Origin of the sequence: Sphingopyxis sp. Root1497 (genome assembly GCF_001427085.1) — a bacterium.
Classification (GTDB): Bacteria; Pseudomonadota; Alphaproteobacteria; order Sphingomonadales; family Sphingomonadaceae; genus Sphingopyxis.
In genome coordinates, this window is record NZ_LMGF01000002.1 from 107,189 (window position 1) to 133,660 (window position 26,472).

Sequence of the window (26,472 nt, forward strand, 5' to 3'; positions counted from 1 at the left end):
ATGACCAAGACCGTCACCGTCCTCTCGGGCCTCGTCCGTCCGCTCATCGAAAGCCGCCTGCCCGACTGGGTCGAGCCGCGCTTTTTCCAGTCGAAGGAGGAGGCGATGGCGCTCGCGCCCGAGGCCGACATTGGCTGGTTCGACATGTACGACAAGCGCGACATGGCCGCCGCGATCACCGCTGCGGCGAAGATGCGCTGGCTGAACTCGATCTATGCCGGGGTCGACGGCATCCCGCTGGGCCTGCTCGCCGAGCGCGGCACGGTGCTCACCAATGGCGTCGGCATCAACGCGATCACCATCGCCGAATATGTCGTGATGGGCATGCTCACCGTCGCCAAGGGGTACCGCGAAGTCGTGCGCGCGCAGGAGCGGCATGAATGGCTCCAGGATTCGCCCGGCAAGGTCGAACTCTACGGGTCGAAGGCGCTGCTGCTCGGCTATGGCGCGATCGGCAAGCTGGTCGAGGAGCGGCTGAAGGCGTTCAACGTCGACGTCACCGTCGTGCGCCGCTCACCGGGACCGAACACGCTGACCCCTGACCAGTGGCGCGATCGGCTCGGCGACTATGACTGGGTGATCCTCGCCGTCCCCGCGACGCCAGAGACCGAGGGCATGATCGGCGCCGCCGAACTCGCCGCGATGAAGCCGTCCGCGACTTTGATCAACATCGCACGCGGCAGCGTCGTCGACCAGGCGGCGCTGGTCACCGCGCTCGACGCCAAGCAGATCGCCGCGGCCTTCCTCGACGTCACCAGCCCCGAACCGCTGCCCGCCGACGACGTGCTGTGGAGCCTCGACAATGCGCATATCACCATGCACCTGTCGGGCCGTGCGCAGGACAAAATGTTCGTGCGCGCCGCCGAGCGCTTCCTCGAAAATCTCGGCCGCTGGCACAAGGGCGAAGCGGTCGAGCCGCGCGTCGACCTGACGCTGGGCTATTAGCCCGGCCGTTCGGCCTTCAACTCGCGCACCAGCGGTTGCAGCCGCTCGTCATATTTCGCCAGCATCGTGTGCGATCCGGCGTGGTCGTAGAAGCTCACCAGCTCGCGCCCGTTCCAGCGATGGAGCGCATAGGCGGGGTCTTCGGCGACGATCATCGGGCGGTCGTCGGGCTTGTTCTCGTCGATGGGCCTGAGGTCGAGCGACACCTGCGGCGCGGTCGACGAACATATGGCGATGGTCCGCCCCTCCCACGACACGGTGACGCTGCGGTGAAGATGCCCGCATATCAGCCCGCGTACCTGCGGGTGGCGGCGGATCACGTCGGTGAAGGTCGCGACCCAGGGTTCGTCGGGATGCGTGTTCATCCACTCGATCCCGCTTTCGACCGGCGGATGGTGCATCACGACATAGGTCGGCTTGGCCGGGTCCTTCGCCAGTTCGGCGTCGAGCCACGCCGCGCGCGCCTCGCAAAAGGCGCCGCCATGGCGCCCTTCCTCAAGCGTATCGACGGTGACCAGCCGCAGTTCGGGCAGGTCGATGCTGTACTGGATAAAGCCGTTGCCGTCGTCGAAGCCCGGAAACTGCGCATGAAAATTGTCGCGCAGGTCGTGGTTTCCGACGCTCGGCCACACCGGAAAGGGGCAGCGCGAAAAGGCCGTCGCCAGACGGCGATAGCTGTCCGGATCGCCGCGATCGGTGATGTCGCCGGTGGCGAGCAACAGGTCGGGCCGGTTCGGCCCCTCGATCAGCAGGTCGAGCACCTCGTCCAGCCGCTTGCGATTATATTCGGCCGGATTGTCCGGATCGAACCCGATATGGATATCGGTGATCTGGGCGATCAGCATATCCGTCCCCTGTCTCAGGGCCTAAACCCAAGAACTGCGCGTTCGAGGCGTCGAAATGGCGAAGATATCGCCTTCGCGTGGCCGCCGCGGATGGTGGTTCCATCTGCAAGGCCGCGCGCAGGCGAGATCGAAGCCATTTCGGCGTCCCTTCGGGATTTGATCGATTTTGTCCATGGCTGCGTCAGCGAGTGTTGAAATATCGACATATTCCTGCCCCTCGCTTTCTGGCCCTGAACAAAATCGCTTCAAACCTCGAGCGCGCAGTTCTTGGGTTTAGGCCCTTTTGGTCGGCTGGTCCGACCGCCCTGTTGTCATCCGCCCTGTTCAGTGGCTTGTAGCGCTGGAGTGCGCCAAGTCACATTATAAAGATTTCGGCCCACACGCCCTGTGATTTGGCTCACAGCATAAGTATCGTGCGACGGTTGTTTTGTCATGAACGCCGTCTTTTTCTTGCGCTGGGTCGGAGGCATCCAGGGTTTGCCGCCGTCGCTGTGATATTCGTGGCACATCGCGCAGGGCGATTCGGTCGCGGTCTCGACCTTGACCAGCCGCGCGCCGCCCTCGCCGACATGGCAGTCGCGGCACTGGCGCAGCCCCGGGACGAGCAGGTCGGCCGATTGTTTCGACGCGCTCGCCGCGGTGTGGCAGTCGGCGCATTCGGTTTCCTTGTGCGCGTCATGGTCGAACCAGCCCTTTTGCAGGAAGCGCGGCGTCTGATTGACCGCCATCACTCGCCAGTCGTTGCCCGACGTCGGCGCAAAGATCGTGTGGCAGTCGTAACAGGCCCCGCCCTTCGAAAAGACCGCACGCACGGCGTCCTGGGCGCGGCTCGGCCGCACTGCGACCTCGCGGAAATAGATGTTGTAGACCTGCCCCTCGGCATATTGGCCCGGCCGCCGCCGCTCCATGCCGCCGAGTTGCAGCGGCCGTGCGGGCGGGGTCGAACGATAATAAGCGGTGAGGTCGGCAACGACCTGTCCAGGCTCGCCGTGGCGCAGCGTCCGCGTCACGCCGCCGACGGTTTCGAAGGCGAGGCTGTGACACATCGCGCAATCGCGCTCCATCTCGACCGGCTTGATCCGCACCCCGTCGGCGTCGGGCTTGTGACAGTTCGCGCATTCGAGCTTCTTGCCGAAGTCGTAGCGGCCCCGGAAGCTCGCCGCCATGCGCGCGACCCCGCCGGCCGCCTGCAGGTGCAGGTCGTGCGGGAATTTCAGGCCGTTATAGTCGAGCGGCGGCTTGCCGAGCGCGGCGCGCACCGGCTTGGCGCCCGGCGTCGCGTGGACGAGCGGACGGAAATCGGGATGGCTGGTGCCGAAATCGCCGGCATCGGCAAGCGCGGTCGGATGCCCCGCGGCCTTCAGCCGGCCGTTCATGCCCTCATGGCAATCGGCGCAGAATTTCTGCGGCGTCGCCGCCATCGGCCCCGCGCCCTCATGCTCGGTATGACATTCGACGCAGCGACCCTGCGGCCGGTTGAACGCCTGCCCGACCCCTGCGAGGAATTTGTCGAACCCGCCCGGCGGCGCGCGCGCCGCGAGCAGCATCGCGGTCGGCGCATTGGCGTGCGCGGTACTCATCGCCTTATGCTCGCCGGTGTGACAGCCGACGCACGCCTTGTCGGTCACCGCCACGAACGGCTCGACATGGCACGACTGGCAGTCGTTCTTCAGATTGGCGTGCGCGCTCGACAGCGGCCCCGACAGCCAGGCGGTGTCGGCATGATAACCCTTCGGCCGCTCGTCGACATTCTTGTAGCTCTGCCAGGCCCAGATCGGCCCGACGAGGAAGGCGAGCAGCATCAGGATCGCGAAGGTCCAGGCGCCGACACGCTTACCCGGCATCACCCCTTGCAGCGAGAAGGCCTTGGCCTCGTCGACGTCCTTCGACGACTGCGACAGCTCGTCGATGCGTTCGACGAGCAGGATGATCGCCTCGCCCTCGCGCGCGATCGTCAGGCGGTGGCCACCGAAGCGCAGCTCGGCACCGGCGGCGCTGTCGATGTCGGCGACCGTCTCGGGCCGGCCGTTGATGTCGAAGCCCAGCCCCTCCTGCGCCTGCACCCGGACATGACGCCCGTCGGTGCTGGTGATCGTCGCATGATGCGGGTTCACCGCCAGGTCGGCGATGTGAATGATGTTGCCGCCTTCGCGGCCCAGCGTGATCGCATCGCCGGGCAGCGCCTGGTCGCGGATGATCTGTTTGCCGGTCTTCGTTGTCGAGATACGGCGCAGGATGAAGCTCATATTTCCCCCTCCCCTCGCCTTACCAATAGAAGAACACGCTGATGATGTGCGCCGACAGCGCCGCGATCAGCGCAAAGGTCAGCGGCACATGCACGTAAAGCCAGATTTCGAGCAGCGCGCGGATGCGCAGATGCTGGCGCAGCCGCCCGAGCGCCGCCTGTTTCTGCTTCAACAGCCCGACGACCTTCTCGCGCGCATCGGCATCGCTGCTGCGCGATCCCGCGAGCGTGTGCAGCGCGGCGGCTGTCGCGCATTTGGGATAGCGCCCCGACAAGCGCGCGCCGATGCCGCCCGCGAAAGGGTCCTCGTCCAGCGCCGCGAGCACCGGCGCGGTGTCCTCGGGGGTCAGCGGCTGTGCGGCGCTGTGCAGCTGGCGGTCGAAGGCACGGATCGCCTCGAGCATCTGCATCTGCGTCATCTCGTCGCGATTGTTCGACAGCGCCGCGGGAAGCGTCGAATAGACGACGATGCCGTAAAGCCCCGACAGGATGACCAGCATCATCAGCGCCCAGGCGAGCGTATGGACGTTCCAGCCGAGCTGAAAGCCGGTGTGCCAGGTGCCGATCACCATCAGGCTGAGCCCGAGATAGACATGCGCCGAGGTCCAGGCCTTGAGCGACCAGTAATCGCTCGTCATCTTGCGCTTGCGATAGCCCAATGCGGTGAGCCACAGGATCAGCCCGGCGCCGAGCGTGCCGAGCGTATAGCCGTACCAGCTGCCGCCATTGTGCCGCGGCGTCACGTCGACCATCGCATAGCTGACGATGATCAGCAGGCAGAGCCCGCCCGAAATCTTGGCCCAGCGGAAATTGGCGTAGCGCAGGAAACCCTCGTGCCGCCGCTCGCGGACGCGTTCGGTCTGCGTCGCCTTGCTGCGGCGGCCGCCGCGGAACAGGTTCGAAAACAGGCTCGCCATCAGCCGGCGTCCTCTTCGAGCCGCGCGATCGACAGGAATTCCTCGGGCGATACGCGGATCGCGGCGCCGGTCGGGCACGCCCGCACGCATGCGGGGCCGCCCGCGATGCCCTTGCACATGTCGCATTTGACCGCGATCTTCTTCGGCTTCTCCTCGCCCAGTTTCTTCTTGGTCCATTTGGGCGAGGGTTCGCCGGGACCGGGACCGAAACCAGTGAGCAGCCAGCGCAGCAGGCTCGGCTTCTCGGGTGGTGCCGCCTCCATGCGGATCACGCCATAGGGGCAGTTGCGCATGCAGTTGCCGCAGCCGATGCACCCCGGCTCCATGAACACCTCGCCGTCGGGGCCGCGGTGGATGACGTTCGGCGGGCAGTCGGCCATGCAATGCGGATGCTCGCAGTGGCGACAGCTTGTCGGCACATGCAGATGCGCGAAGGTCTTGCCCGCCTCACGGTCGAGCCGCGACAGCCCTTCATGGCTGTCGGCGCAGGCCTTTTCGCAATTGTCGCAGCCAACACAGAGATTCTCGTCGATCAGCAACGCGTCGGTCGCCTCGCCCAGCCCTTCCTTCATGATGAAGCCGGCGGTGTCCGAATACAGGTCGACCGCGCTCGAATAGCTCGCTTTGCGCGATTCGATGAAGGCATTCATCGCGGCGCGCTCGGCGACCGCGGCCTCGGTCGCCTCGCGGACCTTCGGCCGCTTGGCGAGCATTTCCTTGAACTGCTGTCCCTTCAGCCGGATCACTTCGCTCGCGACCGCGGCCTTGACCGTGGCGTTGCGCGGCGCGCCGCTGAGCACCGCCATTTCGCCGAAATAGCTGCCCGCCGGCAGGTAGCGCAGGAAGATCGCCTTGCCGCCGATATCCTTCTCGACCACCATCGAGCCCGAGCGCACGACATAGACATCGTCGCCCTCGTCGCCCTCGGCGAGCACGACCTTGCCCGCCGGAAAGCGTTCGATCGCCGGATCCTCGACGATCGGTTCGAGATCCTCGACCGTCAGCCCGCCCTTGAAGATCTGGAGCAGCTGGCGCTCCAGCGAGATGCGGTTGATCACGCGCTTGGCGCCCGGCACCGACGCCATCAGCTTGAGCGCGGCGGTACGCGACACCTCGACAAAGATGCTATCCTCGCCGGCGCGGATCGTCGCGCCGCGCTTGCGGCCCGAGATCAGGCCGACCTCGCCGAAGATCGACCCCTGCTCGATCGGCACCGTCATGTCGGACCCGATCTCGACCACGGCATGGCCGTCGGCGATCGCGAACAGCGACGATCCCGGCTCGTCGGCGTAGAAGACGACTTCCCCCTTGGGATAATAGCCGACCTTCGAATCGAGCATGAACTCGCGCATCTGCAGCGGCGAGACATCGGCGAAGATGCGGACGCGGGTGCGGATATAGTCCAGCCACTCGCTGACCGATTTCTTCTGCGGCAATTTCTCAAAGATCGCCGCCAGATCCTTTTCGTCGGCGGGGGTCAGGTCAGTGTTGCCATTGATGAACTCGACGACGTCATAGCCCTGGTTCATGCAATGCTTGATCAGCGGATAGCCCGCGAGCGCGCCGATGACGAAAATGCCGGGGACGGTCGATTCAAAGGTCGGCGACAGTTTCGGAAAGGCTTCGCGATCGGGGCCGGTGAATTCGATCCCCATCGACTCGACGAACGCGCGCGGCGCGACCGACCCCAGGCGCGCAACGATCACGTCGCACTCGATCTTTTCGTCGCCGGTCGGGGTTTCCAGCGTCAGCCAGCCGGGCTCGACCAGCTTGGGCTGGGTCTCGGTGCGGATCGACATGAAACCATTTTCGCCCGCCTCCATCATGTCGGAGACATTCTTGGCCTTGGCGCGCGCGAAATCCTTCGAGCGGTTGAGGATGGTGACGGTGTTTTCCAGCGCCTCCTCGGCGACGCCGAGCGCATTCTCGATGCCCGCGTCGCCCGACCCGACGACGGTGATATGCTTATCCTTGAAATCCTCGGGGTCGTCGACGGTATAGATGATGTGCGGCAGGTCGTTGCCGGGGCAGCGCATCCGGTTCGGATTGCCCTGCGTGCCGATCGCGAGGATGATGTTTTCGGCGTGAAACACGTCACCCTTGGCGGTCTTGATCGCGAACGCGCCCTTTTGCCCGGTCACCTCGGCGACTTCGGCATGATAGGCGACCTGGACCTTGTTGTTCGCGGCATCCTCGTCCCAGTTGCCGAGGATATATTCGCGCGCGCCCTCGGCGAAGCGGCAGTCGGACCTGAGGTCGAGCCGCTCGGGCGTCGCCAGCACGCGCTTGCCCTTCTGATATTTGAAGATGGTGTCGGAAAGGTGATCGGTCTTTTCGAGCAGGATGTGCGACAGGCCAAGCTGTCCGGCGCGCGACGCGGCGCTCAGCCCCGCGGGACCCGACCCGATGATCGCGACCCTTACGACATTGGGGACCGACTCGCTCATGCGCGCGTCCGCCAGCCGCGCGATACGCCGCCCGACCTTGTCGCCGTGATGCTCACAAACCTGCGCACGGGCATCCCTGTCCCCCTGTCGCCAGCCCCCCGGCGAGTACAATATGGATGCGACCCGGACTTATGTCCTGGGCGTCAAGCTATGCCCTTGAAAGCGGGGAAAGGTCAACCGGCGAACGTCCAGTTTCTGGCTGCTGCGAGCCGTTCGCAACAGCGCCCCGACCACGCCAAAAACGCCGCGTGTCAGGCGAGTTCGAACTGCGCGGCGATACGGTCCGACGCGACCGGCTCGAATCGCGACCAGCCCTCGGGGCCAAGCTTTTCGAGCGGCCGGAAGCGCGCCTTATACGCCATGCGCGCTGACCCCTCGATCCAATAGCCAAGATAGACATAGGCCAGCCCCGCCTGCGCTGCGCGCTGGACATGGTCGAGGATGATGTACGTGCCGAGTCCCTCGCGCAGCGGGTGCGACGCATCGAAGAAGCTGTAGATCATCGACAAGCCGTCGCTCTGCCGGTCGGTGAGGCAGCATCCGATCAGCCGCCCGCGCACGCCGTCGACCGTCGGTTCGCGATATTCGATCAGATAGGAGTCGACCGGGGTCTGTTCGACCATGTCGGCGAAATCCTGTTCGTCCATGTCGGCCATGCCGCCATTGGGATGGCGTGAGGCGAGATAGGCGCGGAGCAGCGCATATTGTTCCTCGGTCGCCCAGGGCTTGCAGGCGGTCGCGACGATGTCGCCGTTGCGGCGCACATTGCGCTTATGCGACGTGTTCGGCGCGAATTCGCCGGCGCACACGCGCACCGACACGCACGCGGCGCAATCCGAACAGCTCGGGCGATAGGCGACCGACTGGCTGCGACGAAAGCCGATGCGGCCGAGCGCGTCGTTGAGTTCGCCCGCGCTGTGGCCGCTGAGTTCGGTGAACACCTTGCGCTCGGTCTTGCCCGCCAGATACGGGCAAGGCGCCGGGCTGGTGACAAAAAAGCGCGGGAATCGGAACGGGGCGGACACGCGGGCTTCATCTCCGAAACTGGCGCAGCAGGCCCCGACGCAAGGCCCCCCGACGCGTTGATGCAGGGGGTTATGCCGCGCCGCGCCGATGGTGCAAAGAGGATTTACCAATTTCGACCGTCCGCACGCGGGTCCGACCGATAAAAATTGTGCCTGTCCGGCACATCTGTGCCGGACTGAATCAACCCTCAGCTGTAACCGCGCAATTCATCGCCGGTCAGCGTCGCGACATGCAGCACATTGGTCGACCCCGGGGTCCCGAACGGCACCCCCGCCATCATCACCAGCTTCGCACCGGGCCGGCCGATGCCGTGGCGCAGCGCCATGCGCTTGCCCTTGGCGATCATCTCCTCGAAGCTGCCGATGTCCTTCGTCGGTACCGCATGCGCGCCCCACAGCAGCCCGAGCCGCCGCGCCGCCTCTTTCTTCGGGGTCAGCACGAGCAGCGGCGCATTCGGCCGCTCGCGCGCGACGCGGCGCGCGGTCGAACCCGACGCGGTGAAACAGATGATCGCATCGGCGGCGATCGTCGCGATGATGCTCCCCGCCGCTTCCGCCAGCGCATCGGCGGTCGTCGCGTCGGGCAACGTCTCGGTGAAATGCAGGCGGCGGAAATAATCGGGATCGCTTTCGACCGAGCGCGCGATCGAATCCATCATCGTCACCGCCTCGACCGGCCAGGCGCCCGCCGCGGTCTCGGCCGACAGCATGATCGCGTCGGCGCCGTCATAGATCGCGGTCGCAACATCGGACACCTCGGCGCGCGTCGGCGAGGGTGAGGTGATCATCGATTCGAGCATCTGCGTCGCGACGACCACCGGCTTGCCCATCCGCCGCGCGGTCGCGACGATGCGCTTTTGCAGCGGCGGAACGGCTTCAGGTGGCAATTCGACCCCCAGGTCGCCGCGCGCGACCATCGCGGCGTCGGCAAGCTCGAGGATCTCCTCGATCCGCTGGACCCCCGACGGCTTTTCGAATTTCACCAGCAGCGCCGCCTTGCCGCCGATCAGCGTCCGCGCCTCGGCGACGTCCTCGGGCCGCTGGACGAACGACAAAGCGATCCAGTCGACATGCTGTTCGAGCGCGAATGTCAGGTCGCGGCGGTCCTTTTCGGTCAGCGCCGCGAGCGGCACGACGACGTCGGGAACATTGACACCCTTGCGATCCGAAATCTTCCCCCCGACCTCGACGACCGTGTCGATCCGTGTCGGTGACACCGCCTGCACGCGCAGCACCAGCTTGCCGTCGTCGATCAGCAGCCGGGTTCCGGCTTCGAGCGCCGCGAACAATTCGGGATGCGGCAAATGCACCCGCGTCGCGTCGCCTGGCGCCTTGTCGGTGTCGAGCGCGAAGGGTTTGCCCTTGACCAGTTCGACCGGGCCACCCGCAAAGCTCCCGACGCGCAGCTTCGGCCCCTGCAGATCGACGAGGATCGTCGTCGGGCGGCCGGTATCCTTCTCCAGCGCGCGGATCGCGGCGATCACCTTCGCATGGCCTTCATGATCGCCGTGGCTCATGTTGACGCGAAAGGCGTCGGCACCGGCACGGTGCAGTTCGGCGATCATGTCGGGCGTCGCGCTGGCGGGGCCAAGCGTCGCGAGGATGCGCACCTTGCGCTGGCGGGGAGTGAAGCTCTGGACCACGGGGTGCTCCGGTCAAAAATCTGGGGGTGAATGTCGGCCGCTTGCCTAGGCGCGTTGCGGCGGCCAAGGCAAGCCGCGTATAGCTATTCATCGCCCCGAACCGGCCCAGTGGAGAAACGATCATGTCGTGCAGCGAAGACCAGAATGTTCCGAACGACGCGCTCGACACGCTCGACGATGCCGTCGCCGCCGCGGCCTTTCGCCGCCTCGTCCGTTTGCTCCAGCATCGCAGCGACGCCGCGAACATCGACCTGATGGGCCTCGCGGGCTTCTGCCGCAACTGTCTCGGCGACTGGATCGCCGAGGCCGGCGGCATCGACAAGCAGGATGGCCGCGCGATCGTCCACGGCATGCCGACCGCCGAGTGGAAGGCGCTCCACCACACCGCCGCGACCCCCGAACAACTCCGGCGGATGGAAGAAAGCATGGCGAAGAATCCCTGACCTCGCTAGGGACGCGCCAAGCGCGATTCTCGCGTCCCACCATCCCCATCACCGGAGTCCAAAATGAGCGAAGCCACCGTGTCCGACCAGCAACTGCGCCTGTTCATCGAGCGTATCGAGCGGCTGGAAGAAGAGAAAAAGGGCATCGCCGACGATATCCGCGACACCTATAATGAGTCGAAATCGCAAGGTTACGACCCGAAAATCATGCGCCAGATCGTCCGCCTGCGCAAATTGCCGGTCCACGACCGCAAGGAAATGGAAGCGATCCTCGACGTGTATAAATCGGCGCTCGGCATCGACTGACGCCCACATTCAGATCAGGAGAGAGTGACGATGTTCAGCACCACCACCAACGCCGTCGAGGGCCGCCCGGTCCGCGAATATCTGGGCATCGTCACCGGCGAAGTGATCGTCGGCGCCAATCTGTTCCGCGACCTGTTCGCCAGCATCACCGACATCGTCGGCGGCCGCTCGGGCAAATATGAGGACGTCCTCGCCCGCGCCCGCAAGGAAGCGCTGGGCGAGATGGAGGCCGAGGCCGCCAAGCTCGGCGGCAATGCGGTGATCGGCGTCGACCTCGACTATGAGGTGCTCGGCCAGAATGGGTCGATGCTGATGGTCAGCGCGTCGGGGACCGCGGTCGTCCTCTGACGATGCACCGGTTGTCTGCCCGCCGCGCCCGCGCTAGGGCGGCGCCCACATCCCAAAACCATATGGAGGACGGCGATGGCCGGCCATAGCAAATATAAGAACATCATGTACCGCAAGGGCGCGCAGGACAAGAAGCGCAGCTCGCTCTTTTCCAAGCTCTGCCGCGAAATCACCGTCGCGGCGAAAATGGGCCTGCCCGATCCCGACGCGAATGCCCGCCTGCGCGCCGCGATCAACGCCGCCAAGGCGCAGTCGGTGCCCAAGGACAATATCCAGCGTTCGATCGACAAGGCCGCAGGCAACGACGGCGATAATTACGAAGAAATGCGTTACGAGGGCTATGGCCCGGGCGGCGTGTCGCTGATCGTCGAGGCGCTGACCGACAACCGCAACCGCACCGCGACCAACGTCCGCACCGCCTTTTCCAAGAACGGCGGTAACCTCGGCACCTCGGGCAGCGTATCGCACGGCTTCGACCGCCTCGGCCTGATCAGCTATCCCGCGACCGCGGGCGATGCCGACACCGTGTTCGAAGCCGCGCTCGATGCCGGCGCCAACGATGTCGAATCGTCCGAGGACGGCCACGACATCTGGACCGACGTCGACGGGCTGCACGAAGTCGCCAAGGCCCTCGAAGCCAAGCTCGGCGAAGCCGAAGGCGTCAAGCTCGCCTGGCGCCCGACGCTGAAGAGCGACGTCACCGACGAAAGCATCGCGCAAACGCTGTTCAAGCTGATCGACACCCTCGACGACGACGACGACGTCCAGACCGTGTGGGGCAACTACGACATCGCCGACGAGGTGATGGAAAAGCTTGGCTAAACGCCAAAACCCGTTCGCATCGAGCGACGTCGAGATGCCCATCGGACGCGCACGCCGTCTGGGTGTCTCGACGTCGCTCGACACGAACGGGTCACCATGATCATCCTCGGCCTCGACCCCTCGCTCAGCTGCACCGGCTGGGGCGTGATCCGTGTCGAGGGCAGCCGGATCAGCCATATCGCGAACGGCCAGATCAAGACCGACGCCAAGGCCCCCCTGCCCGACCGCCTCGCCCATCTCGACACGGCGCTCGCGGCGGTGATCGCCGACCATGCGCCAAGCCAGGCCGCGGTCGAAGAGGTCTTCGTCAACGACAACCCGCAATCGACCCTGAAACTCGCCCACGCCCGCGGCGTCGCCCTCCTCGGCTGCGCGCGCGCCGGGCTGACGGTCGGCGAATATGCTCCGCGCCTCGTCAAGAAGGCGATCGTCGGCACCGGCGGCGCGGCGAAGGAACAGGTGCAAGCAATGCTGCGCGTGCTGCTGCCGGGCGCCAAGGTCGCGGGGGCCGATGCCGCAGACGCGCTCGCGGTGGCGATCTGCCACGCGAACCACCGGCCGCGCTTTTGATATTTCACGCGAAGACGCGGAGAAATTGTCTCGATCTCTCCTCCATTCGTCATGCTGAACTTGTTTCAGCATCCATGGCCTGAACGCAAATCCAGTGCCGCGCCGAAGGAAACGACAGGCCACGGCCCCTGAAACAAGTCGGCGTTTATCCCGTTTGCATCCGTAATCACGTCATTGCGAGCGAAGCGAAGCAATGATGGAGTGATGAAGCCTACGGATGCCAAGGGCATGATCGCCAAACAGAGTCTGGGTGACTATGATGTGGCAAGTCGCTTTTCTGGACCAAGGCAAATCTCTTCGCGCCTTCGCGCCTTTGCGTGAGCCCCCTTTTTCCTTCCCTGTTCCCTTTTCATTCCCGCCGGGCTAGCACAGCGAAATGATCGCAAAACTCACCGGACGGCTCGACAGCAGCGGCGCAGGCCATGCGGTGATCGACGTCGGCGGCGTCGGCTATCTGGTCGAGGCCTCGGCGCGCACCCTCGACGCGCTCGGCGCGGTCGGCGGCGACGTCACCATCCACACCGAAATGCTCGTCGGCGAGGATTTCCTCCGCCTGCTCGGCTTCGCGCGCGCCGAGGAACGCGACTGGTTCCGCCTGCTCACCAGCGTCCAGGGCGTCGGCGCCAAGGTCGCGCTCGCGATCCTCTCGGCGCTCGAAGTCGCCGACCTCCAGCGCGCGCTCGCCAGCGGCGACAGCGCAATGATCGCCCGCGCCAACGGCGTCGGCCCGAAACTGGCGCAGCGGATTACGCATGAGTTGAAAGACAAGGCGGGCGCGCTCGGCGGCATTGCTGGTTCGAGTCCGGCCAGGGGCACCACCTCCGGCCCCCTCGGCGACGCTGTCACAGCCCTCACCGGGCTCGGCTTCAAACCCGGCGAAGCAAGCGCCGCGGTCGCGGCGGCGAACGAGGAATTGGGCGCGGGTGCGAGCTTGGATGCACTAGTTCGCGTGGCTCTCCAGAAAGCAGCCAAATGATCATGAAGAGCTCGCGAACTTCGTTGGCTTTGAGCTGGCTGCTAACGATCCCCGCGGTCCCCACGACCGCGCATGCGCAAAGTTTTGACTTGGAGTGCGCGCCGATCGAAGAGAATGGCGAACCAAAATTCGGCGCTCAAACCATACACTATCAGATCGATCGAAGTTCGGGCCGATGGTGCGACCGGAAGTGCGAGAAAATCGAAACCGTCGCGCGCGATGCAGGCACCACGGTGACGCTAAAGGACTCCCTCTTCTACGGCGATCGAACGCTGATCGAATATCACGATGACGCCGGCCTGCTGGTCGATAGCTTTGCCTTGGGCACCGAATTCGAACGCATTTTGAAACACGCATGTACAAAGGATGCCTTCGGCAATTTGACGCCATATTTGGCTGAGCCGGTTCGACAGAAGGGAAGCTTCCCTATCAAGGGAGCGGACCTGTTCGACGACCCTAAAGCGAAGATGCCTTCGGGCATGGTGGGTTTCGAAGTGACTGCAGATTCGGAGGGAGTGCTTCGGGACTGTACGATTACCCTGTCGAGCGGAAACGCGTCGCTGGATACGCGCACCTGCGCCTTGGTCATGGAAAGGCTGAGGGTGCTGCCCGCCCGTGATCGGGTCGGCCTTCCCGTCGAAGGCAAGTTTCGAAACAGGATTCGCTGGTTCGGCGACGATGACTGAACCCACCCGCCACGCCTCCTGCCGTTGCGGCCAGCTCCGCATCGCCTGCACCGGCGAGCCGATCCGCGTGTCGGTGTGCCACTGCCGCGAGTGCAAGGCGCGCAGCGGCAGCGCCTTCGCCGCGCAGGTCCGTTTCCCAGAGGACCAGGTCCGTACCGAGGGCGAAGCGAAGATGTGGCAATATACCGGCGACAGTGGCAACACCGCCGACTTCTTCTTCTGCCCCACCTGCGGCGCACAGGTCTGGTACCGCGCACGGCCCTATCATGACGCCTATGCCATCCCGCTCGGCAATTTCGAGTCCGGCCACGGCTTCGTCCCCGACTATTCGGTCTATGAGGAGCGCAAGGAGCCTTGGGTTTCGATCACCGGCGAAGGCATCGATCATTATGATTGACCGCCGCGACCTCCTTTCCGCTCTCCCGTCGGGCGAGGGTTGCGCAGACTTGGCTGCGCAGCAGCCTAGTCGAAGCTGGGTGAGGGGATCACCGTCATCGCGAGTCCGCACCGCCGAACCCCCTCATCCAACTTCGCCTAGCCGCTTTCAGCGGCAAGGCTTCGTATCCTTCTCCCTCCGAGGGAGAAGGTATAAGGCGACACCGTGACCGATCTCACCACCCCGCAGCGCACCCCCGAGGACGCCGACGCCGCGCTACGCCCCAAGACGCTCGCCGAGTTCGTCGGTCAGGCTGCGGCGCGCGAGAATCTGCGCATCTTCGTAGAGGCCGCGAAATCGCGCGGCGATGCGCTCGACCATGTGCTGTTCTTCGGCCCGCCGGGGCTCGGCAAGACGACGCTGGCGCAGATTGTCGCGCGCGAGCTCGGCGTCGGTTTCCGATCGACCAGCGGCCCGGTGATCGCCAAGGCCGGCGACCTCGCCGCCTTGCTCACCAACCTCGAGGATGGCGACGTGCTGTTCATCGACGAGATTCACCGCCTGTCGCCCGCGGTCGAGGAAATCCTCTATCCCGCGATGGAGGACCGCGCGCTCGACATCATGATCGGCGAGGGGCCGTCGGCGCGCAGCGTGCGCATCGACCTCCCCAAATTCACTCTCGTCGGCGCGACGACGCGGCAAGGCCTGCTGACGACGCCGCTGCGCGACCGGTTCGGCATCCCGGTGCGGCTCAATTTCTACACCCATGGCGAACTCGAACAGGTGATCACGCGCGCCGCGCGGCTGCTCGCGCTGCCGCTCGCGCCCGACGGCGCGCTCGAAATCGCGCGCCGCGCGCGCGGCACCCCGCGCATTGCCGGCCGCCTGCTCCGCCGCGTCCGCGACTTCGCGACCGTTGCCGGACACGCGATCGTCGATGCGAAAGCGGCCGACGCCGCGCTCAACCGGCTCGAAGTCGACGCACTCGGGCTCGACGCGATGGATCGGCGCTATCTCCTTATGATCGCGGATATTTATCGCGGCGGCCCGGTCGGGGTCGAAACGCTGGCGGCAGGTCTCAGCGAGCCCCGCGACACGATCGAGGACGTCATCGAGCCCTATCTGCTGCAGATCGGGCTGATCGCGCGCACCGCACGCGGCCGCATGATGAACGCCAGCGCGTGGAAACATCTCGGGCTCAATCCGCCTGCGGGCGCCCAGGACGGCCTCTTCGACCAAGGAAAATAGGCGGAAATCCGCCACTTTCTTCCACCAAGCGGCATTATCGCGCGACGAACCGTTGATCAGGGGTTTGCGACGAGTCGAAGCATCGCTATCGGTTAACCAGATGAGCGACGCCCCGCCCCCCTTCGTCCCCGGCGCCTTTGTCGGGGCCGCGCATCATTACCGTGCGCGCGTCTATTTCGAGGACACCGACCTGTCGGGGATCGTCTATCACGCCAATTATCTGCGCTATATGGAGCGCGCGCGGTCGGACATGCTGCGCCTTGCCGGCATCGACCAGCGCGCAGCGATGGAGGGCGGCGAAGGCGCCTGGGCGGTCACCGACCTGGCCATCAAATATCGTGCCCCCGCGAAACTCGACGACGATCTGCTCGTCGTCAGCACCGTCGAGGCGGTGCGCGGGGCGAGCGTGATCATCGCGCAGCGCATCCTTCGCGGTCAGGATGCGTTAAGCTCCGACACGCTTACCGAGGGGCGTGTCACTGCGGCCTTCCTGTCCCCAGCCGGCCGTCCCCGCCGCCAGCCCGGCGATTGGGTCCAGCGCTTCACCGCCATCATGAATGGAGAGAATTTCCCTTGCTGAACAATATTTCGCTGGCCGCCGACGCGGCGACGCTGTCCCCGATCGCGCTGTTCCTGCAGGCCGACTGGGTCGTCAAGGGCGTGATGATCGGCCTGCTTGCGGCGTCCATCTATGTCTGGACGGTGATCGCCACCCACGGCCGCGGCGTCAGCAAGATGATGAAGGCGTCCGAACGGTTCGAGCGCGATTTCTGGCGCGCGGGCAATATCGACAAATTCTATGACGAGAATGGCCGAGAGGAACTGCCCAGCGCGAAAGTACTCGGCGCCGGGATTTCGGAATGGCGCCGTTCGACCGCGGGCAAGAGCGTCGACCGCGACGGCACCCGCGAGCGACTGGGCATTGCGATGAACGCCGCCGTCGCGGGCGAAGTCGACAAGCTGGCGGACAAGATCGGCGTGCTCGCCACCATCGGCTCGGTCGCGCCTTTTGTGGGCCTGTTCGGTACCGTGTGGGGCATCATGCGCGCCTTCACCGAGATCGCGGCGCAGAACAAGAGCAGCCTTGATGTCGTGGCCCCGGGCATCGCCGAGGCGCTGTTCGCGACCGCGATCGGCCTGTTCGCGGCGATCCCGGCGGTCATCGCCTACAACAGCTTCTCGCAGCGTCTGAACCGGCTCGAATCGCGGCTCGGCCGTTTTGCCGACGGGCTGCACGCGACATTCAGCCGCGAGCTCGAGGTCGAAGCCTAATGGCAATGTCGGGTCCCTCGGGCGGAGCCACCGGGCGGCGCGGACGCAGCGGGCGCCGCGCGCCGATGTCCGAAATTAACGTCACGCCGCTGGTCGACGTCATGCTGGTGCTGCTGATCATCTTCATGATCACCGCGCCGTTGCTCGCCTCCGCCGTCCCCGTCGATCTGCCCGAAAGCCGGGCCAAACCGGTCGAGACCGAGGAGCAGGAGCCGGTGCAGCTGTCGATCAACGGCGACGACACCATCTATATCGGCGAGGAAGTCGTGCCTGAGGCCGAGCTGCCCGCACGGCTCGACGCGATCGCGGCGGCGCAGAAAGAAGGCGAGCGGCCGCAGCAGATCATGCTGCGCGCCGACAAGGGGCTCGATTACGGCCGCGTCATGCGCGTGATGGGCGAACTCAACCGCGCCGGGCTGACCCGCATCGCGCTGGTGACCACGGGATCGGAGGGCGGGTCCGAAGGCCCAGCGCCTGCGGTCACCGACGGTTCAGGCACGGCTCCATAGGCTGACATCATGGCGGCGACACGGGCAATGAAGGGCAATGAGGCACGCGGCATCGCCATCGCGGTGATCGCGCACGTCCTGATCATCGGCCTGCTTTCAGTGCAATGGACCGCGGGCGAGCGGCGCTTCGACAATCCGCCGATGGAGGTCGATCTGATCGCCGAGACCGCGACCGAATCGAGCGCGCCGGTGCTTAGTGACACGCCACCCGCCGCGCGATTGGGCGAGGAGGATGCCGTCGATATCGCCGCGCCCGAGCCACTGCCTACACCCGCGCCGCCGCTGCCCGAACCGGTCGTGCGCCCGACCCCCGCACCAACCCCCAAACAGGTCGCGCGCCCGGTCCCAGCGCTGCCCAAAAAGACCCCGCCGGCGGTGGCCAAAGCACCGCCAAAGGCCGCGCCCAAGGCGCCCGCCACAAAGTCCGGCGCCCGCCCGACCGGGCGGCTCGATGGCATCACCGACGGGCTGGGCCGCGAACAGACCAAGGCACCCAGCAAAGGCGCCCCGGCCGCCAAGACCGCGGCCGAAGTCCGCCGGTCGATCGATGTCAGCATCAAGGCGGCAGTCGCGCCGCGCTGGAACGGTTGCCGCGTGTCGGGGGTCGATGTCGATCAATTGAAGACCGTGGTGAAGTTTCGATTGACCGCATCCGGGGCGCTCGCCGGGTTTACCAGCGTGACCACGACCGGCGAAAACGACAGCAACAAGTTTCAGGTCCAGCGTCATCAGGAATGCGCCAAGCGCGCGGTGGAATTGGCCGCTCCCTTCGACCTGCCCGAAGAAAATTACAGCTTCTGGCAAAATTACACGCTCGATTTCATCAAGAGGTAAGTGACATGATCCTCCGTTCCACCGCCTTCGCCCTCGTGCTGGCCCTCGCTGCTTCCCCCGCCATGGCGCAGGTCGCTCCGACACCGCCCGCCACGCCGGCACCGTCCGAACCGCGCGAAACGATCGAAGGCACGCTGTCGCAGGATCGCACGGTCATCGCGGTTCCCGCGCTCGCCACGCCCGCAGTGACCACCGTTGCGGGCCTGCGCACCGACAGCCTCGGTCGCCAGATCGCCGAAGTGATCGCCGCCGATCTTGAGCGCAGCGGCCTCTATGCGCCGCTCGGCCCGGGCAGCGTCCGCGCGATTACGATGGCCGAGGTTACCGCGCCGCGCTTTGCCGACTGGCAGGCCCGCAATGCAGAGAATGTCGTCCACGGCTTCGTGCGCACCAACAGCACCGGCGGACTGATCGTCGGCTGCTATCTTTATGACACCGACCTCGGCAGCGAGTTGGTGCGGCAGGGGTTCGAAATCCAGCCGAGCGACTGGCGCCGCGCCGCGCATAAATGCGCCGACGCCATCTATTCGCGGCTGTCGGGCGAGGCGCCCTTCTTCGACAGCCGCGTCGCCTATATTGCCGAGAGCGGCCCCAAGGGAAACCGCATCAAGCGCCTCGCGATCATGGATTCGGATGGCGGCAACCACCGTTTCATCACCAACGGTCAGGCGCTCGCGATCTCCCCGCGCTTCTCGCCCGACTACCAAAAGATCGTCTATGTCAGCTATCTGAACGACCGCGTCCGGGTGTTCATCTATGACGTGGCGGCGGGCACGCAAAAGCTCGTCACCGAAAGCCGCAACGCGACCTTCGCGCCGCGTTGGTCGCCCGACGGCACGCAGATTCTCTTCTCGATGGCGACCGGTGGCAATACCGACATCTATCGCATCTCGGCGAACGGCGGCACGCCGGTGCGGCTGACCAACAACCCCGGCATCGACGTCGGCGGCAGCTTCTCGCCCGACGGCAAGAAGATCGTGTTCGAAAGCGACCGGTCGGGCGGCCAGCAGGTCTATACGATGAACATCGACGGGTCGAACCAGCAGCGGATCAGTTTCGGCGGCGGGCGCTATGCCACCCCCGAATGGTCGCCGCGCGGCGATTTGATCGCCTTTACCAAGATGGGCGGCGGCGAATTCCGCATCGGGGTGATGACCCCGTCGGGGGGCGGCGAACGCCTGCTGACCAACGACTGGCAGGACGAGGCGCCGACCTGGTCGCCGAACGGCCGCGTGCTGCAATTCTTCCGTACCTCGCGCGGCGCCTCCGGCAAGTCGAGCCTGTGGCAGGTCGACCTGACCGGCGTGAACATGCGCAAGCTGCAGACTCCGCAGGACGGGTCGGACCCGAGTTGGGGACCCGTGCTGCCGTAATCGGCCAATCCGCACCAAATGCGCGGCGGAACCAATGTTGCAGCCTCGGGTTGAACCCACAGGTTCAACATGGGTTAATCTCAACATGAACAGGACCATCCGGATTAACACGAAAGGGACGACAACATGACGATACGGAAAACCACCGCCATGATCGCCGCGATCGCAATGCTCGCCGTGGGCGCTTGCTCGAAAAAGGCACCCGAGGTTCTGCCTCCCAACCCCGACGGCATCGACGACGGCAGCGGCGGCAATTCGGGCGGCGGCAATGCCGTGATCCCGGGTTCGCAGCAGGACTTCCTGAACAGCGTTTCGTCCGACCGCATCTTCTTTGGTTTCGACCAGTATAATGTCGATGCCGAGGACCAGGCGACGCTGAGCAATCAGGCCCAATGGCTGCAGCGCAATTCGGCGGTTCGCGTCCTGCTCGAAGGCCATGCCGACGAGCGCGGCACCCGCGATTACAACATCGCGCTCGGCGAACGCCGTGCAAATGCCGCGAAGAATTATCTCGCCTCGCTGGGCGTCGATCCGTCGCGGATCGAGGTGATCAGCTATGGCAAGGAACGCCCGGCCGACACCGCGTCGACCGAGGAAGCCTATGCGAAGAACCGCCGTGCGGTGACCGTGGTCATCCAGCGCTAAGCAACGGCCACAGCGGCACCGTCGCCCAGGCGGCGACAGTGGCAAAGAGACCGAAGGGGACCTGTCGCAACGCCAGCGGCTGGTCCCCTTTCTTTTGCGTGGTCAGCGCCCAGACCATGCCGCCGACGCTGGCGAGCAGCAGCATCAGCGGCAGCGCCTGCCAGCCGATCCAGCAGCCGATCGCGGCGACCAGCTTGGGGTCGCCGCCGCCCATGCCGTCCTGCCCGCGCCCGCGCCGATAGGCGAGCGCGACGAGCGCGAGCAGCACCCCGCCCGCGACCGCACCGATCCAGCGGTCGAGCAGCACCGTGTCGAGCAACGGCCCGGCGAGCAGCAGCCCGGCGATGGCCAGCACCGCATTGAGCCGGTCGGGCAGCCACATATGCCGCGCGTCGAGCAAGGCGAGCGGCAGCAGCAGCCAGCCGAACAGCGCCCAGAGCCACCCCGCGATGCCGGGCATGATCGTCAGCGCCAGCGCGCCGATCAGGCCCGATGCCAGCTCGACCTGCATATGAAAGGGATCGATCCGCGCGCCGCATGCCCGGCAACGGCCGCGCTGAACGAGCGCCGAGACAAGCGGGACGAGATCGAGCGGACCGAGGGCGCGCTCGCAGCCGTCACAGTGGGAGCGCCCCAGCAGCGACCGCCCGTCGGGCCAGCGCAGCACCAGGGTCGCGATAAAGCTGCCGAGGACCAGCCCAAGCAACGCCGCGAGGCCGACGCCCGCACCAAAGGGCAAGGCGTCAAGCGCCGCCGTCATCGGTCAGAAACGGCCCGAACTGACCAGCACGAAGCCGTTGCTGCCGGCGCGAAAACCGATCGCCGACAGCGCCGACGCCATCACCGGGTCATCGGCGGTGATCGCAAACTCGGCACGCCAGGCGCCGCTACCGTCGAAGCCGAGCGTCAGTCGCTCCATGCCGGACTGGCTGGCGAGCGCCGCCTGTGCGCGGCCCTCGACGCAGCGCAGCGGCCCCGTAAGGCCGCGCGTCAGGTCGAGCCCGGCGATCGAGGTGCCGACGCTAAGCTGGATGCGCCCGCTCGCCGAGACGCAGCGCCCGCGATCGTCGAACCGTACCGCGGCACCCTCGAAGCGCAGGCTGTCGACCGGAACGAGGCCGAGGCCGCCCGAGAGCGAGGTCGTGCCGCTGAGGTCCGAAAGGCCGCGCGGGGTGCTGCCATGGAGACGCCCCGCGAGTTCGCCGAGCCGCGCATCGGGCCGACTGAAAGCCAGCTCGACATCGCCGCCGAGCAGGGCCAGCGGCGACAGGCTGGCCCGGACATTGCCGAGCGGCAAGGCGCCGAGGCGCGCTTCGATCAATTCACCCGCCCAGACCGAACCATTGACCTCGCGCGCGGTCAGCCCCGACTTTTCGGCGCCCGCCATCGCGAGCGCGAGGCGCATCGGGAAGGTCGCGATAATCAGGATCAGAATGATCAGGACGGCGGCGAGGATGACCCGGCGGCGCATCATTTGCTCCCCCGCCGCAGTTCGGCGGTCATGCCGACGGTGCCGTCGGCGGCCGGGGTGATCGTCAGCTGGTCGACAACGAAGCCCTGCGTTTCCAATGAAGCGAGCCAGTCGGCGAGCACCGGCGCGCGCGCGGTGGCGATCGCGATCGTCGCCTGCCCCTGCCCGCGCGCTTCATTGCGGTCGAGCGTCAGCCCGATCTCGCCCGCCGACTGGGTGAGAAACTGGTCGATCGCGACCGCGTCATTCGCGGCAGCGGCCGAGGATGCCGGACGCTGCGCGAGCAATTGCACCTTCGCCGCGACGCGACCCTGCCGCTCGATCGCGGCGCGATGGTCGGCCTCGAGATTGGTGAAGGCGGCATAGGCCGGGCGGCCCAGCAGCCAGATGAAAACCGCCAGCGTCAGCACCCCGGCAACGCCGACCATCCAGCGTTCGCGGCGCGACATACCCTGCCACCAGTTGGCGATCCGCTCGATCATGGCACGGCCCTCACAGTAATGTTCGCCATCTGGTTGCCGTCGGTTCCGGCCATCGGCTGCGCGGTGATCTTGTAGCCACGCGCCTGCAGCGCCAGCAGCACGGCGTTCAGGTCCTCGGTGCGCGGCGCCGCGAGCGTCGTCGACAGCGTGCCGTCGGTGCGGTGCGACAGGCTCTTGAGCGCCACCCCCGGTGTGTCGCGCATCGCATCATAGAGCGCCGACGCGGGAACCGAGAAAGCGAGCGGCCCGCCGCCCGCAGCCGCGAGGCGCCGGTCGAGTTCGGCCTCGGCGCTCGCCGCGTCGGTGGCGGTGACGCCAGCTTTTTTGGCGGCGGCGACGCTCGCACCGTCGGCGCGGCCGATGTCGGCGTTGAGCCGGATCGCATGGATGATCGGGATCAGCAACGTCACGGCGAGCAGGGCGACGGCAAGCCGCTTCATCCACCGGACCAGCGCCGGATCGATCGCCCAGTTCCGCCTCGGCTGCCATGCGCCGGTCAGCAGGTCGAGCGGCGGCGCGGCGAGCGAGAGCAGCAGCGCCTGGCGCATCCGGTCGGCATCGAGCGGTGCGATCGGGCGGCCGGCGGCGATCAGCGGGTCGAGTTCGGGGTCGGAGATGAAACTGCGGTCGTCGCTGCGCAAAATCTGCTCGCGCCCGAGTTCGGCCGACCACAGGCTGTCGGGCTCGGGCGGCGGCACGGTCGCGGCGGCAGGGATGATCGCGACGGCGGATAACCCCTGTTCCTTCAGCCAGTCGGTCCATGCCGCCATCGCGGCGTGGGTGGTCACCGCGACGGGCACCGCCTGCCCCGCGTCGGCGGGCTGGCCCGCCACGACATGCAAGAGCGCCGCATCGCCCAAGCTGTCGCGCAGCGTATCGACGCGCGCGATCGCGGCGGCCTGTGCCGGGGCGGCGTCGGGATAGTGGCGCCAGCGCAGCGGCACGTCGGCGGCGGGTGCAAGCGCGATCAGCCGGTCGTCACCCTCGTCATCCCGCGGCTTTTCCCAAGCGTCGACCCAGCCGTCATCCTGTCCCGAATCGACGATCACGCCGTCGTCGACACGCAGCCACGCCGCGTCGACCCGCTCGCCGAGCATCGCCGCCGGGGGCAGCCAGAGAACCAATGTGCGCGCCATGTCAGCCGGTTTCGCCCCAATCGCGCCGCACGATCACCGGCGGCATCTGGCCCGCCGATGGCGCACCGCCGTTCGCGTCGATCAGCGATACAGAAGTCAAGAAACCATCCCCCATCGTCACGTCGGTCTTCAATATCAGCCAGCGGCTCGTCACCCCCGCCTGCTCGGCGACATCGGTGGGCGGATCGAGCCGGGCGAGCGGTCCGGATTCCCAGAATCGCACGCTGCTGCCATAGCCGCCAGCGGGCCGCGCCGCCAGCGCCGCGCGTGCCTCGGCGACGGTCAATTGCCCCGGCAACAGCATCGCGACGAGCGGCGCCTGTTCGGGTGCCAGCGTGTTGATGTTGAGCTTGACCGGGTCGGTCGCGGGCAGCGCGCAGATCCAGGGTTTGAGCCGCGCATAAAGCTTGGGCGTCACCCCGCGTACCGCGCGCAATTCGCTGATATCGGCCATCTTGCGGTTGGCGGGAAGATAGCTGCCGGGCAGCGAGCGATAGACGCCGTCCTCGGCGCCGAGCGGGCCGTCGACGCTGTCGCTGTCGATCCAGTCGGCGGTCGCGCCGGCCACCATGCGCGCCTCGTCGGTGTTGACCCCGAGCAGCGTCATCAGTTCGGCGAACTGGCCAGTACCACCGGGACGCTGGGTGAAGCGGCCCGGGATCGTCTCTGCGACGAGGCTGTTGAGGTTGAAACAATTGCTCGCGTCGGTCAGCCGCGCCGTCCCCTGCCCGTTCGGCAGCGGCAGGACGAAGTCGCGCCCGAGCCAATCGCCGGCGAGCGTGAGTTTCGCGGGATCGCGCCCGACGAGGTCGGCGACGCGGCGCAGCGCGATCTGTTCGGCGGCGAAGCTGTAGGCGCGGCCCTGATCGACCGTCGCGGCGCTGCCCGCGATCCGCGTCGCGAGCGTCAGCCGGTCGAGCGCGGTCGCGGCGATCACCGCCATCACCGCGACGAGCAGCAGCACGCTGAGCAGCGCGGCGCCGCGTTCATCGGATTGTCCGCGGTTCATGGCACGGGCGTCCCGAGCGGCAGCGGCGGCGGCGGTACGGGCGCGGTGAGGAACAGCATCACCAGTGGTGCGCGGCCCTGCCGGGTCAACCGCACCTCGACCGCGCGGGGCAGGCGATCGCCGGGATCGGATGTCCAGCTGCTGCCCCATTGCCCCTGCTCGTCGCGATAGCGAACGGCGACACCGGCCACTTCGTCCACCAGACGGTCGCCATCGCTCAATGCCGTGCCGTCGAGCATCGGCTGCACGGCACGGCGCCATTCGCCGCCTGTGAGCGCATACGCCACGCGCTCGATATTCGGACGCGCGCCGCCGTCGAGCGAGGCCGCACCGCCATGAACAAGCGCAAAGCCGGTTTCGGAGCCGGCAAAGGCGGGTACCGTTTCGCCCGAGGGGCCGCGCGTCGAACGCGGTAGCGCCTGCGCAAGGTCGTTGGCCATCAGCGCGCGCAACCGGTTGACCCCGCCCATCGCCTTCAGCCGGTCCTGCACCGCATCCTGCGTATCGATGCTGCTGCGCAGCAGCCCGACGCCGATCGCGGCGATCGCCGCGAACAACGACAAGGCGACGAGCATCTCGACGAGGGTGAAGCCGCGCTGGTCCTTCATCGCGACGGCCGGATGATCGTCAGCGCCGCCTGCCCGCGCCCGCTTTCGGGGCGGACGATCAGGTCGATGCGCAGCAGGCTGTCGTCGGCGGTCTTCGCGACACGCTGTTCGACGCGCCAGTTGCGCCCGGCATTGGAAACCCCGGTCGCGCTGTTGCCGATCGTCGGCGGCGCGGGGTCGGTCCACAATTCGACCGCGCGATTCTGCGCGACGATGCCCGCGATGGTGGTCTCGTCGAGGTCGCCGGCGGTGCGCACCGCAAAGGCGTCGAGGCGCACGAGGGTCAGCGCAGCGATGCTGATGATGCTGAGCGCGACCAGCATTTCGAGCAGGGTGAAACCGCTTTCGCGCTCATTCGCCACGGCTGACCTCCCCGGTCGCCGAGACGCGCACGACCTCGCGCGCGTCGCCGCCGCTCAGCACGATCGCCTGCGGGGTCGGGCTGGTGCCGACGCGGTCGAACAATATGCGCGCCGCGCCCTGCCCGTTGCCTGCGGCGAACCGGACGTCGGAGGGCCAGTTGCGCCGGTCGAACGAACGGCCGGGCAGCGGCTGCCACTCGCCCGCGATCCGCCGTTCGAAACCGTAACCCGACGGCGCGAAATTGACCGAAACGCTGCGTCCCTCGATCACGGCGACGTCGCGCGCGGCGGCGAGCCGCGCGGCGAGCCGGTCGGCTTCGCTGCGCACATTGCGCTCCTCGCCGGGGATGGTGAGTACCACCGCAGTCGCGGCGAGCGCCATGATGGCGAGCACGACCATCAGCTCAACGAGGGTGAAGCCGTTCGCCCGGGTCTTCGGCGCCCTAGTTCGCTCCACCGTGGATATCCGCATTGTCGTCGGTCCCGCCAGGCGCGCCGTCGGCGCCGAACGAAAAGACATCGAACGCCTGGCCGTTAGAGGCCGGCATTTGATATTGATATGGACGTCCCCAAGGATCGGACGGAAGCTTCTTGATGTATCCACCCCGAGCGTAACGCTCTGGTTGCGCAATCGAGGGCGGCGGCGAAACCAAAGCGTTCAAACCGTCTGCCGTACTCGGATAGGTAAAGTTATCGAGCTTGTACAATTCCAGAGCATTCTCGATAGTCGCGATATTGGCTTTCGCGGTGGTCACCATCGCTTTGTCTTTGCTTGAAAATACGTTGAGCATCACCACCGCAGACAAAAGCCCGATGATGAAGATCACCACCATCATCTCTGTCAGAGTGAAACCGCGCTCGTCCCTTTTGCGGCGCCGGTCGACGGGCGGGCGCGAGGGATCGAGCATCAGGCGAATGAAAAGCTGCAT

At 66.4% G+C, this 26,472-nt stretch carries 31 protein-coding genes; 16 read left to right on the forward strand and 15 right to left on the reverse strand.

Going from position 1 to position 26,472, the window contains the following annotated elements:
- A complete protein-coding gene (locus ASD67_RS03090) occupies window positions 1–945 on the forward strand; it encodes a D-2-hydroxyacid dehydrogenase (RefSeq protein WP_056343224.1) in 945 nt (314 codons plus the stop codon).
- Here ASD67_RS03090 and ASD67_RS03095 read toward each other — a convergent pair.
- The 6 genes from ASD67_RS03095 to pyk form a co-directional block, all read right to left on the reverse strand.
- The gene (locus ASD67_RS03095) at window positions 942–1,790 is read right to left on the reverse strand and encodes a phosphodiesterase (RefSeq protein ID WP_056343226.1); all 849 of its coding nucleotides are present in this window, start codon (window positions 1,788–1,790) and stop codon (window positions 942–944) included. The two genes, ASD67_RS03090 and ASD67_RS03095, sit on opposite strands and share 4 nt — an antisense overlap.
- Window positions 1,791–2,101: 311 nt before the next feature.
- A complete protein-coding gene (locus ASD67_RS03100) occupies window positions 2,102–4,036 on the reverse strand; it encodes a cytochrome c3 family protein (protein WP_056343229.1) in 1,935 nt (644 codons plus the stop codon).
- A gap of 19 nt (window positions 4,037–4,055) precedes the next feature.
- Entirely contained in the window at window positions 4,056–4,952 is an 897-nt protein-coding gene (locus tag ASD67_RS03105; protein ID WP_056343232.1) for a hypothetical protein, read from the reverse strand.
- The gene (locus ASD67_RS03110) at window positions 4,952–7,399 is read right to left on the reverse strand and encodes a cyclic nucleotide-binding domain-containing protein (RefSeq protein ID WP_056343234.1); all 2,448 of its coding nucleotides are present in this window, start codon (window positions 7,397–7,399) and stop codon (window positions 4,952–4,954) included. Before ASD67_RS03110 ends, ASD67_RS03105 begins: the two co-directional genes overlap by 1 nt.
- 251 nt (window positions 7,400–7,650) lie before the next feature.
- Window positions 7,651–8,424, reverse strand: coding sequence for an arginyltransferase (locus tag ASD67_RS03115; protein WP_056343236.1), 774 nt, complete (start codon window positions 8,422–8,424; stop codon window positions 7,651–7,653).
- Window positions 8,425–8,612: 188 nt separating this feature from the next.
- On the reverse strand, window positions 8,613–10,067 hold the full coding sequence (gene pyk / locus ASD67_RS03120) for a pyruvate kinase (RefSeq protein ID WP_056343238.1): 1,455 nt from the start codon (window positions 10,065–10,067) through the stop codon (window positions 8,613–8,615).
- Window positions 10,068–10,189: 122 nt separating this feature from the next.
- Between pyk and ASD67_RS03125 the strand changes: the two genes are divergently transcribed.
- The 15 genes from ASD67_RS03125 to pal all read left to right on the forward strand — a co-directional run bounded on the left by ASD67_RS03125 (window position 10,190) and on the right by pal (window position 20,475).
- A complete protein-coding gene (locus tag ASD67_RS03125; protein WP_056343241.1) occupies window positions 10,190–10,510 on the forward strand; it encodes a DUF1244 domain-containing protein in 321 nt (106 codons plus the stop codon).
- A gap of 63 nt (window positions 10,511–10,573) precedes the next feature.
- Window positions 10,574–10,816 carry a DUF2312 domain-containing protein gene (locus ASD67_RS03130; RefSeq protein WP_056343244.1) on the forward strand — a complete coding sequence of 81 codons (243 nt, stop codon included), beginning with the start codon at window positions 10,574–10,576 and terminating at the stop codon, window positions 10,814–10,816.
- A gap of 30 nt (window positions 10,817–10,846) precedes the next feature.
- Window positions 10,847–11,164 (forward strand): YbjQ family protein, encoded by a 318-nt coding sequence (locus ASD67_RS03135; RefSeq protein WP_056343246.1) that lies wholly within the window; start codon window positions 10,847–10,849, stop codon window positions 11,162–11,164.
- A 75-nt stretch (window positions 11,165–11,239) separates the two neighbouring features.
- A complete protein-coding gene (locus tag ASD67_RS03140) occupies window positions 11,240–11,986 on the forward strand; it encodes a YebC/PmpR family DNA-binding transcriptional regulator (RefSeq protein WP_056343248.1) in 747 nt (248 codons plus the stop codon).
- A 96-nt stretch (window positions 11,987–12,082) separates the two neighbouring features.
- Window positions 12,083–12,556 (forward strand): crossover junction endodeoxyribonuclease RuvC, encoded by a 474-nt coding sequence (ruvC, locus tag ASD67_RS03145; RefSeq protein ID WP_056343251.1) that lies wholly within the window; start codon window positions 12,083–12,085, stop codon window positions 12,554–12,556.
- 376 nt (window positions 12,557–12,932) lie between these two features.
- Window positions 12,933–13,532: a Holliday junction branch migration protein RuvA gene (gene ruvA, locus ASD67_RS03150; protein ID WP_056343253.1), complete on the forward strand. Its 600-nt coding sequence runs from the start codon at window positions 12,933–12,935 to the stop codon at window positions 13,530–13,532.
- Window positions 13,529–14,218, forward strand: coding sequence for an energy transducer TonB (locus ASD67_RS03155; protein WP_056343256.1), 690 nt, complete (start codon window positions 13,529–13,531; stop codon window positions 14,216–14,218). Before ruvA ends, ASD67_RS03155 begins: the two co-directional genes overlap by 4 nt.
- Window positions 14,211–14,615, forward strand: coding sequence for a GFA family protein (locus ASD67_RS03160; RefSeq protein WP_056343259.1), 405 nt, complete (start codon window positions 14,211–14,213; stop codon window positions 14,613–14,615). Before ASD67_RS03155 ends, ASD67_RS03160 begins: the two co-directional genes overlap by 8 nt.
- A 204-nt stretch (window positions 14,616–14,819) precedes the next feature.
- Entirely contained in the window at window positions 14,820–15,842 is a 1,023-nt protein-coding gene (ruvB, locus tag ASD67_RS03165) for a Holliday junction branch migration DNA helicase RuvB (RefSeq protein WP_056343262.1), read from the forward strand.
- Between the two features lie 100 nt (window positions 15,843–15,942).
- Window positions 15,943–16,422: a YbgC/FadM family acyl-CoA thioesterase gene (locus ASD67_RS03170; RefSeq protein ID WP_056343265.1), complete on the forward strand. Its 480-nt coding sequence runs from the start codon at window positions 15,943–15,945 to the stop codon at window positions 16,420–16,422.
- Window positions 16,416–17,114, forward strand: a complete 699-nt coding sequence (tolQ, locus tag ASD67_RS03175; protein ID WP_056343269.1) for a protein TolQ — start codon at window positions 16,416–16,418, stop codon at window positions 17,112–17,114. Before ASD67_RS03170 ends, tolQ begins: the two co-directional genes overlap by 7 nt.
- Window positions 17,114–17,623, forward strand: a complete 510-nt coding sequence (gene tolR / locus ASD67_RS03180; RefSeq protein ID WP_056343272.1) for a protein TolR — start codon at window positions 17,114–17,116, stop codon at window positions 17,621–17,623. The genes tolQ and tolR overlap by 1 nt, the downstream gene beginning before the upstream one ends.
- A gap of 9 nt (window positions 17,624–17,632) precedes the next feature.
- Window positions 17,633–18,457 (forward strand): hypothetical protein, encoded by an 825-nt coding sequence (locus ASD67_RS03185; protein WP_056343275.1) that lies wholly within the window; start codon window positions 17,633–17,635, stop codon window positions 18,455–18,457.
- Window positions 18,458–18,462: 5 nt separating this feature from the next.
- A complete protein-coding gene (tolB, locus tag ASD67_RS03190; RefSeq protein WP_056343278.1) occupies window positions 18,463–19,830 on the forward strand; it encodes a Tol-Pal system beta propeller repeat protein TolB in 1,368 nt (455 codons plus the stop codon).
- 126 nt (window positions 19,831–19,956) lie between these two features.
- The gene (pal, locus tag ASD67_RS03195; RefSeq protein WP_200937980.1) at window positions 19,957–20,475 is read left to right on the forward strand and encodes a peptidoglycan-associated lipoprotein Pal; all 519 of its coding nucleotides are present in this window, start codon (window positions 19,957–19,959) and stop codon (window positions 20,473–20,475) included.
- On the opposite strand, the gene ASD67_RS03200 is transcribed toward pal, so the two are convergent.
- Genes ASD67_RS03200 through gspG form a run of 9 tightly spaced genes read right to left on the reverse strand, consistent with a single transcriptional unit; the run spans window position 20,462 to window position 26,472 of the window.
- Window positions 20,462–21,235 carry a prepilin peptidase gene (locus ASD67_RS03200; RefSeq protein ID WP_056343281.1) on the reverse strand — a complete coding sequence of 258 codons (774 nt, stop codon included), beginning with the start codon at window positions 21,233–21,235 and terminating at the stop codon, window positions 20,462–20,464. The genes pal and ASD67_RS03200 overlap by 14 nt on opposite strands.
- A gap of 3 nt (window positions 21,236–21,238) precedes the next feature.
- Window positions 21,239–21,946: a type II secretion system protein N gene (gene gspN / locus ASD67_RS03205; protein ID WP_235535547.1), complete on the reverse strand. Its 708-nt coding sequence runs from the start codon at window positions 21,944–21,946 to the stop codon at window positions 21,239–21,241.
- Entirely contained in the window at window positions 21,946–22,428 is a 483-nt protein-coding gene (gene gspM / locus ASD67_RS03210) for a type II secretion system protein GspM (RefSeq protein ID WP_056343287.1), read from the reverse strand. Before gspM ends, gspN begins: the two co-directional genes overlap by 1 nt.
- Window positions 22,425–23,564: a type II secretion system protein GspL gene (gene gspL / locus ASD67_RS03215; protein ID WP_056343290.1), complete on the reverse strand. Its 1,140-nt coding sequence runs from the start codon at window positions 23,562–23,564 to the stop codon at window positions 22,425–22,427. Before gspL ends, gspM begins: the two co-directional genes overlap by 4 nt.
- A 1-nt stretch (window position 23,565) precedes the next feature.
- Entirely contained in the window at window positions 23,566–24,573 is a 1,008-nt protein-coding gene (gspK, locus tag ASD67_RS03220) for a type II secretion system minor pseudopilin GspK (protein ID WP_056343293.1), read from the reverse strand.
- Complete coding sequence (gene gspJ, locus ASD67_RS03225; RefSeq protein WP_056343295.1) at window positions 24,570–25,181, reverse strand: type II secretion system minor pseudopilin GspJ; 612 nt, start codon at window positions 25,179–25,181, stop codon at window positions 24,570–24,572. The genes gspK and gspJ overlap by 4 nt, the downstream gene beginning before the upstream one ends.
- Window positions 25,178–25,543 carry a type II secretion system minor pseudopilin GspI gene (gspI, locus tag ASD67_RS03230; RefSeq protein WP_235535548.1) on the reverse strand — a complete coding sequence of 122 codons (366 nt, stop codon included), beginning with the start codon at window positions 25,541–25,543 and terminating at the stop codon, window positions 25,178–25,180. Before gspI ends, gspJ begins: the two co-directional genes overlap by 4 nt.
- Window positions 25,533–26,015 carry a GspH/FimT family pseudopilin gene (locus ASD67_RS03235; protein ID WP_056343297.1) on the reverse strand — a complete coding sequence of 161 codons (483 nt, stop codon included), beginning with the start codon at window positions 26,013–26,015 and terminating at the stop codon, window positions 25,533–25,535. Before ASD67_RS03235 ends, gspI begins: the two co-directional genes overlap by 11 nt.
- A complete protein-coding gene (gene gspG, locus ASD67_RS03240) occupies window positions 25,987–26,472 on the reverse strand; it encodes a type II secretion system major pseudopilin GspG (protein ID WP_443028002.1) in 486 nt (161 codons plus the stop codon). Before gspG ends, ASD67_RS03235 begins: the two co-directional genes overlap by 29 nt.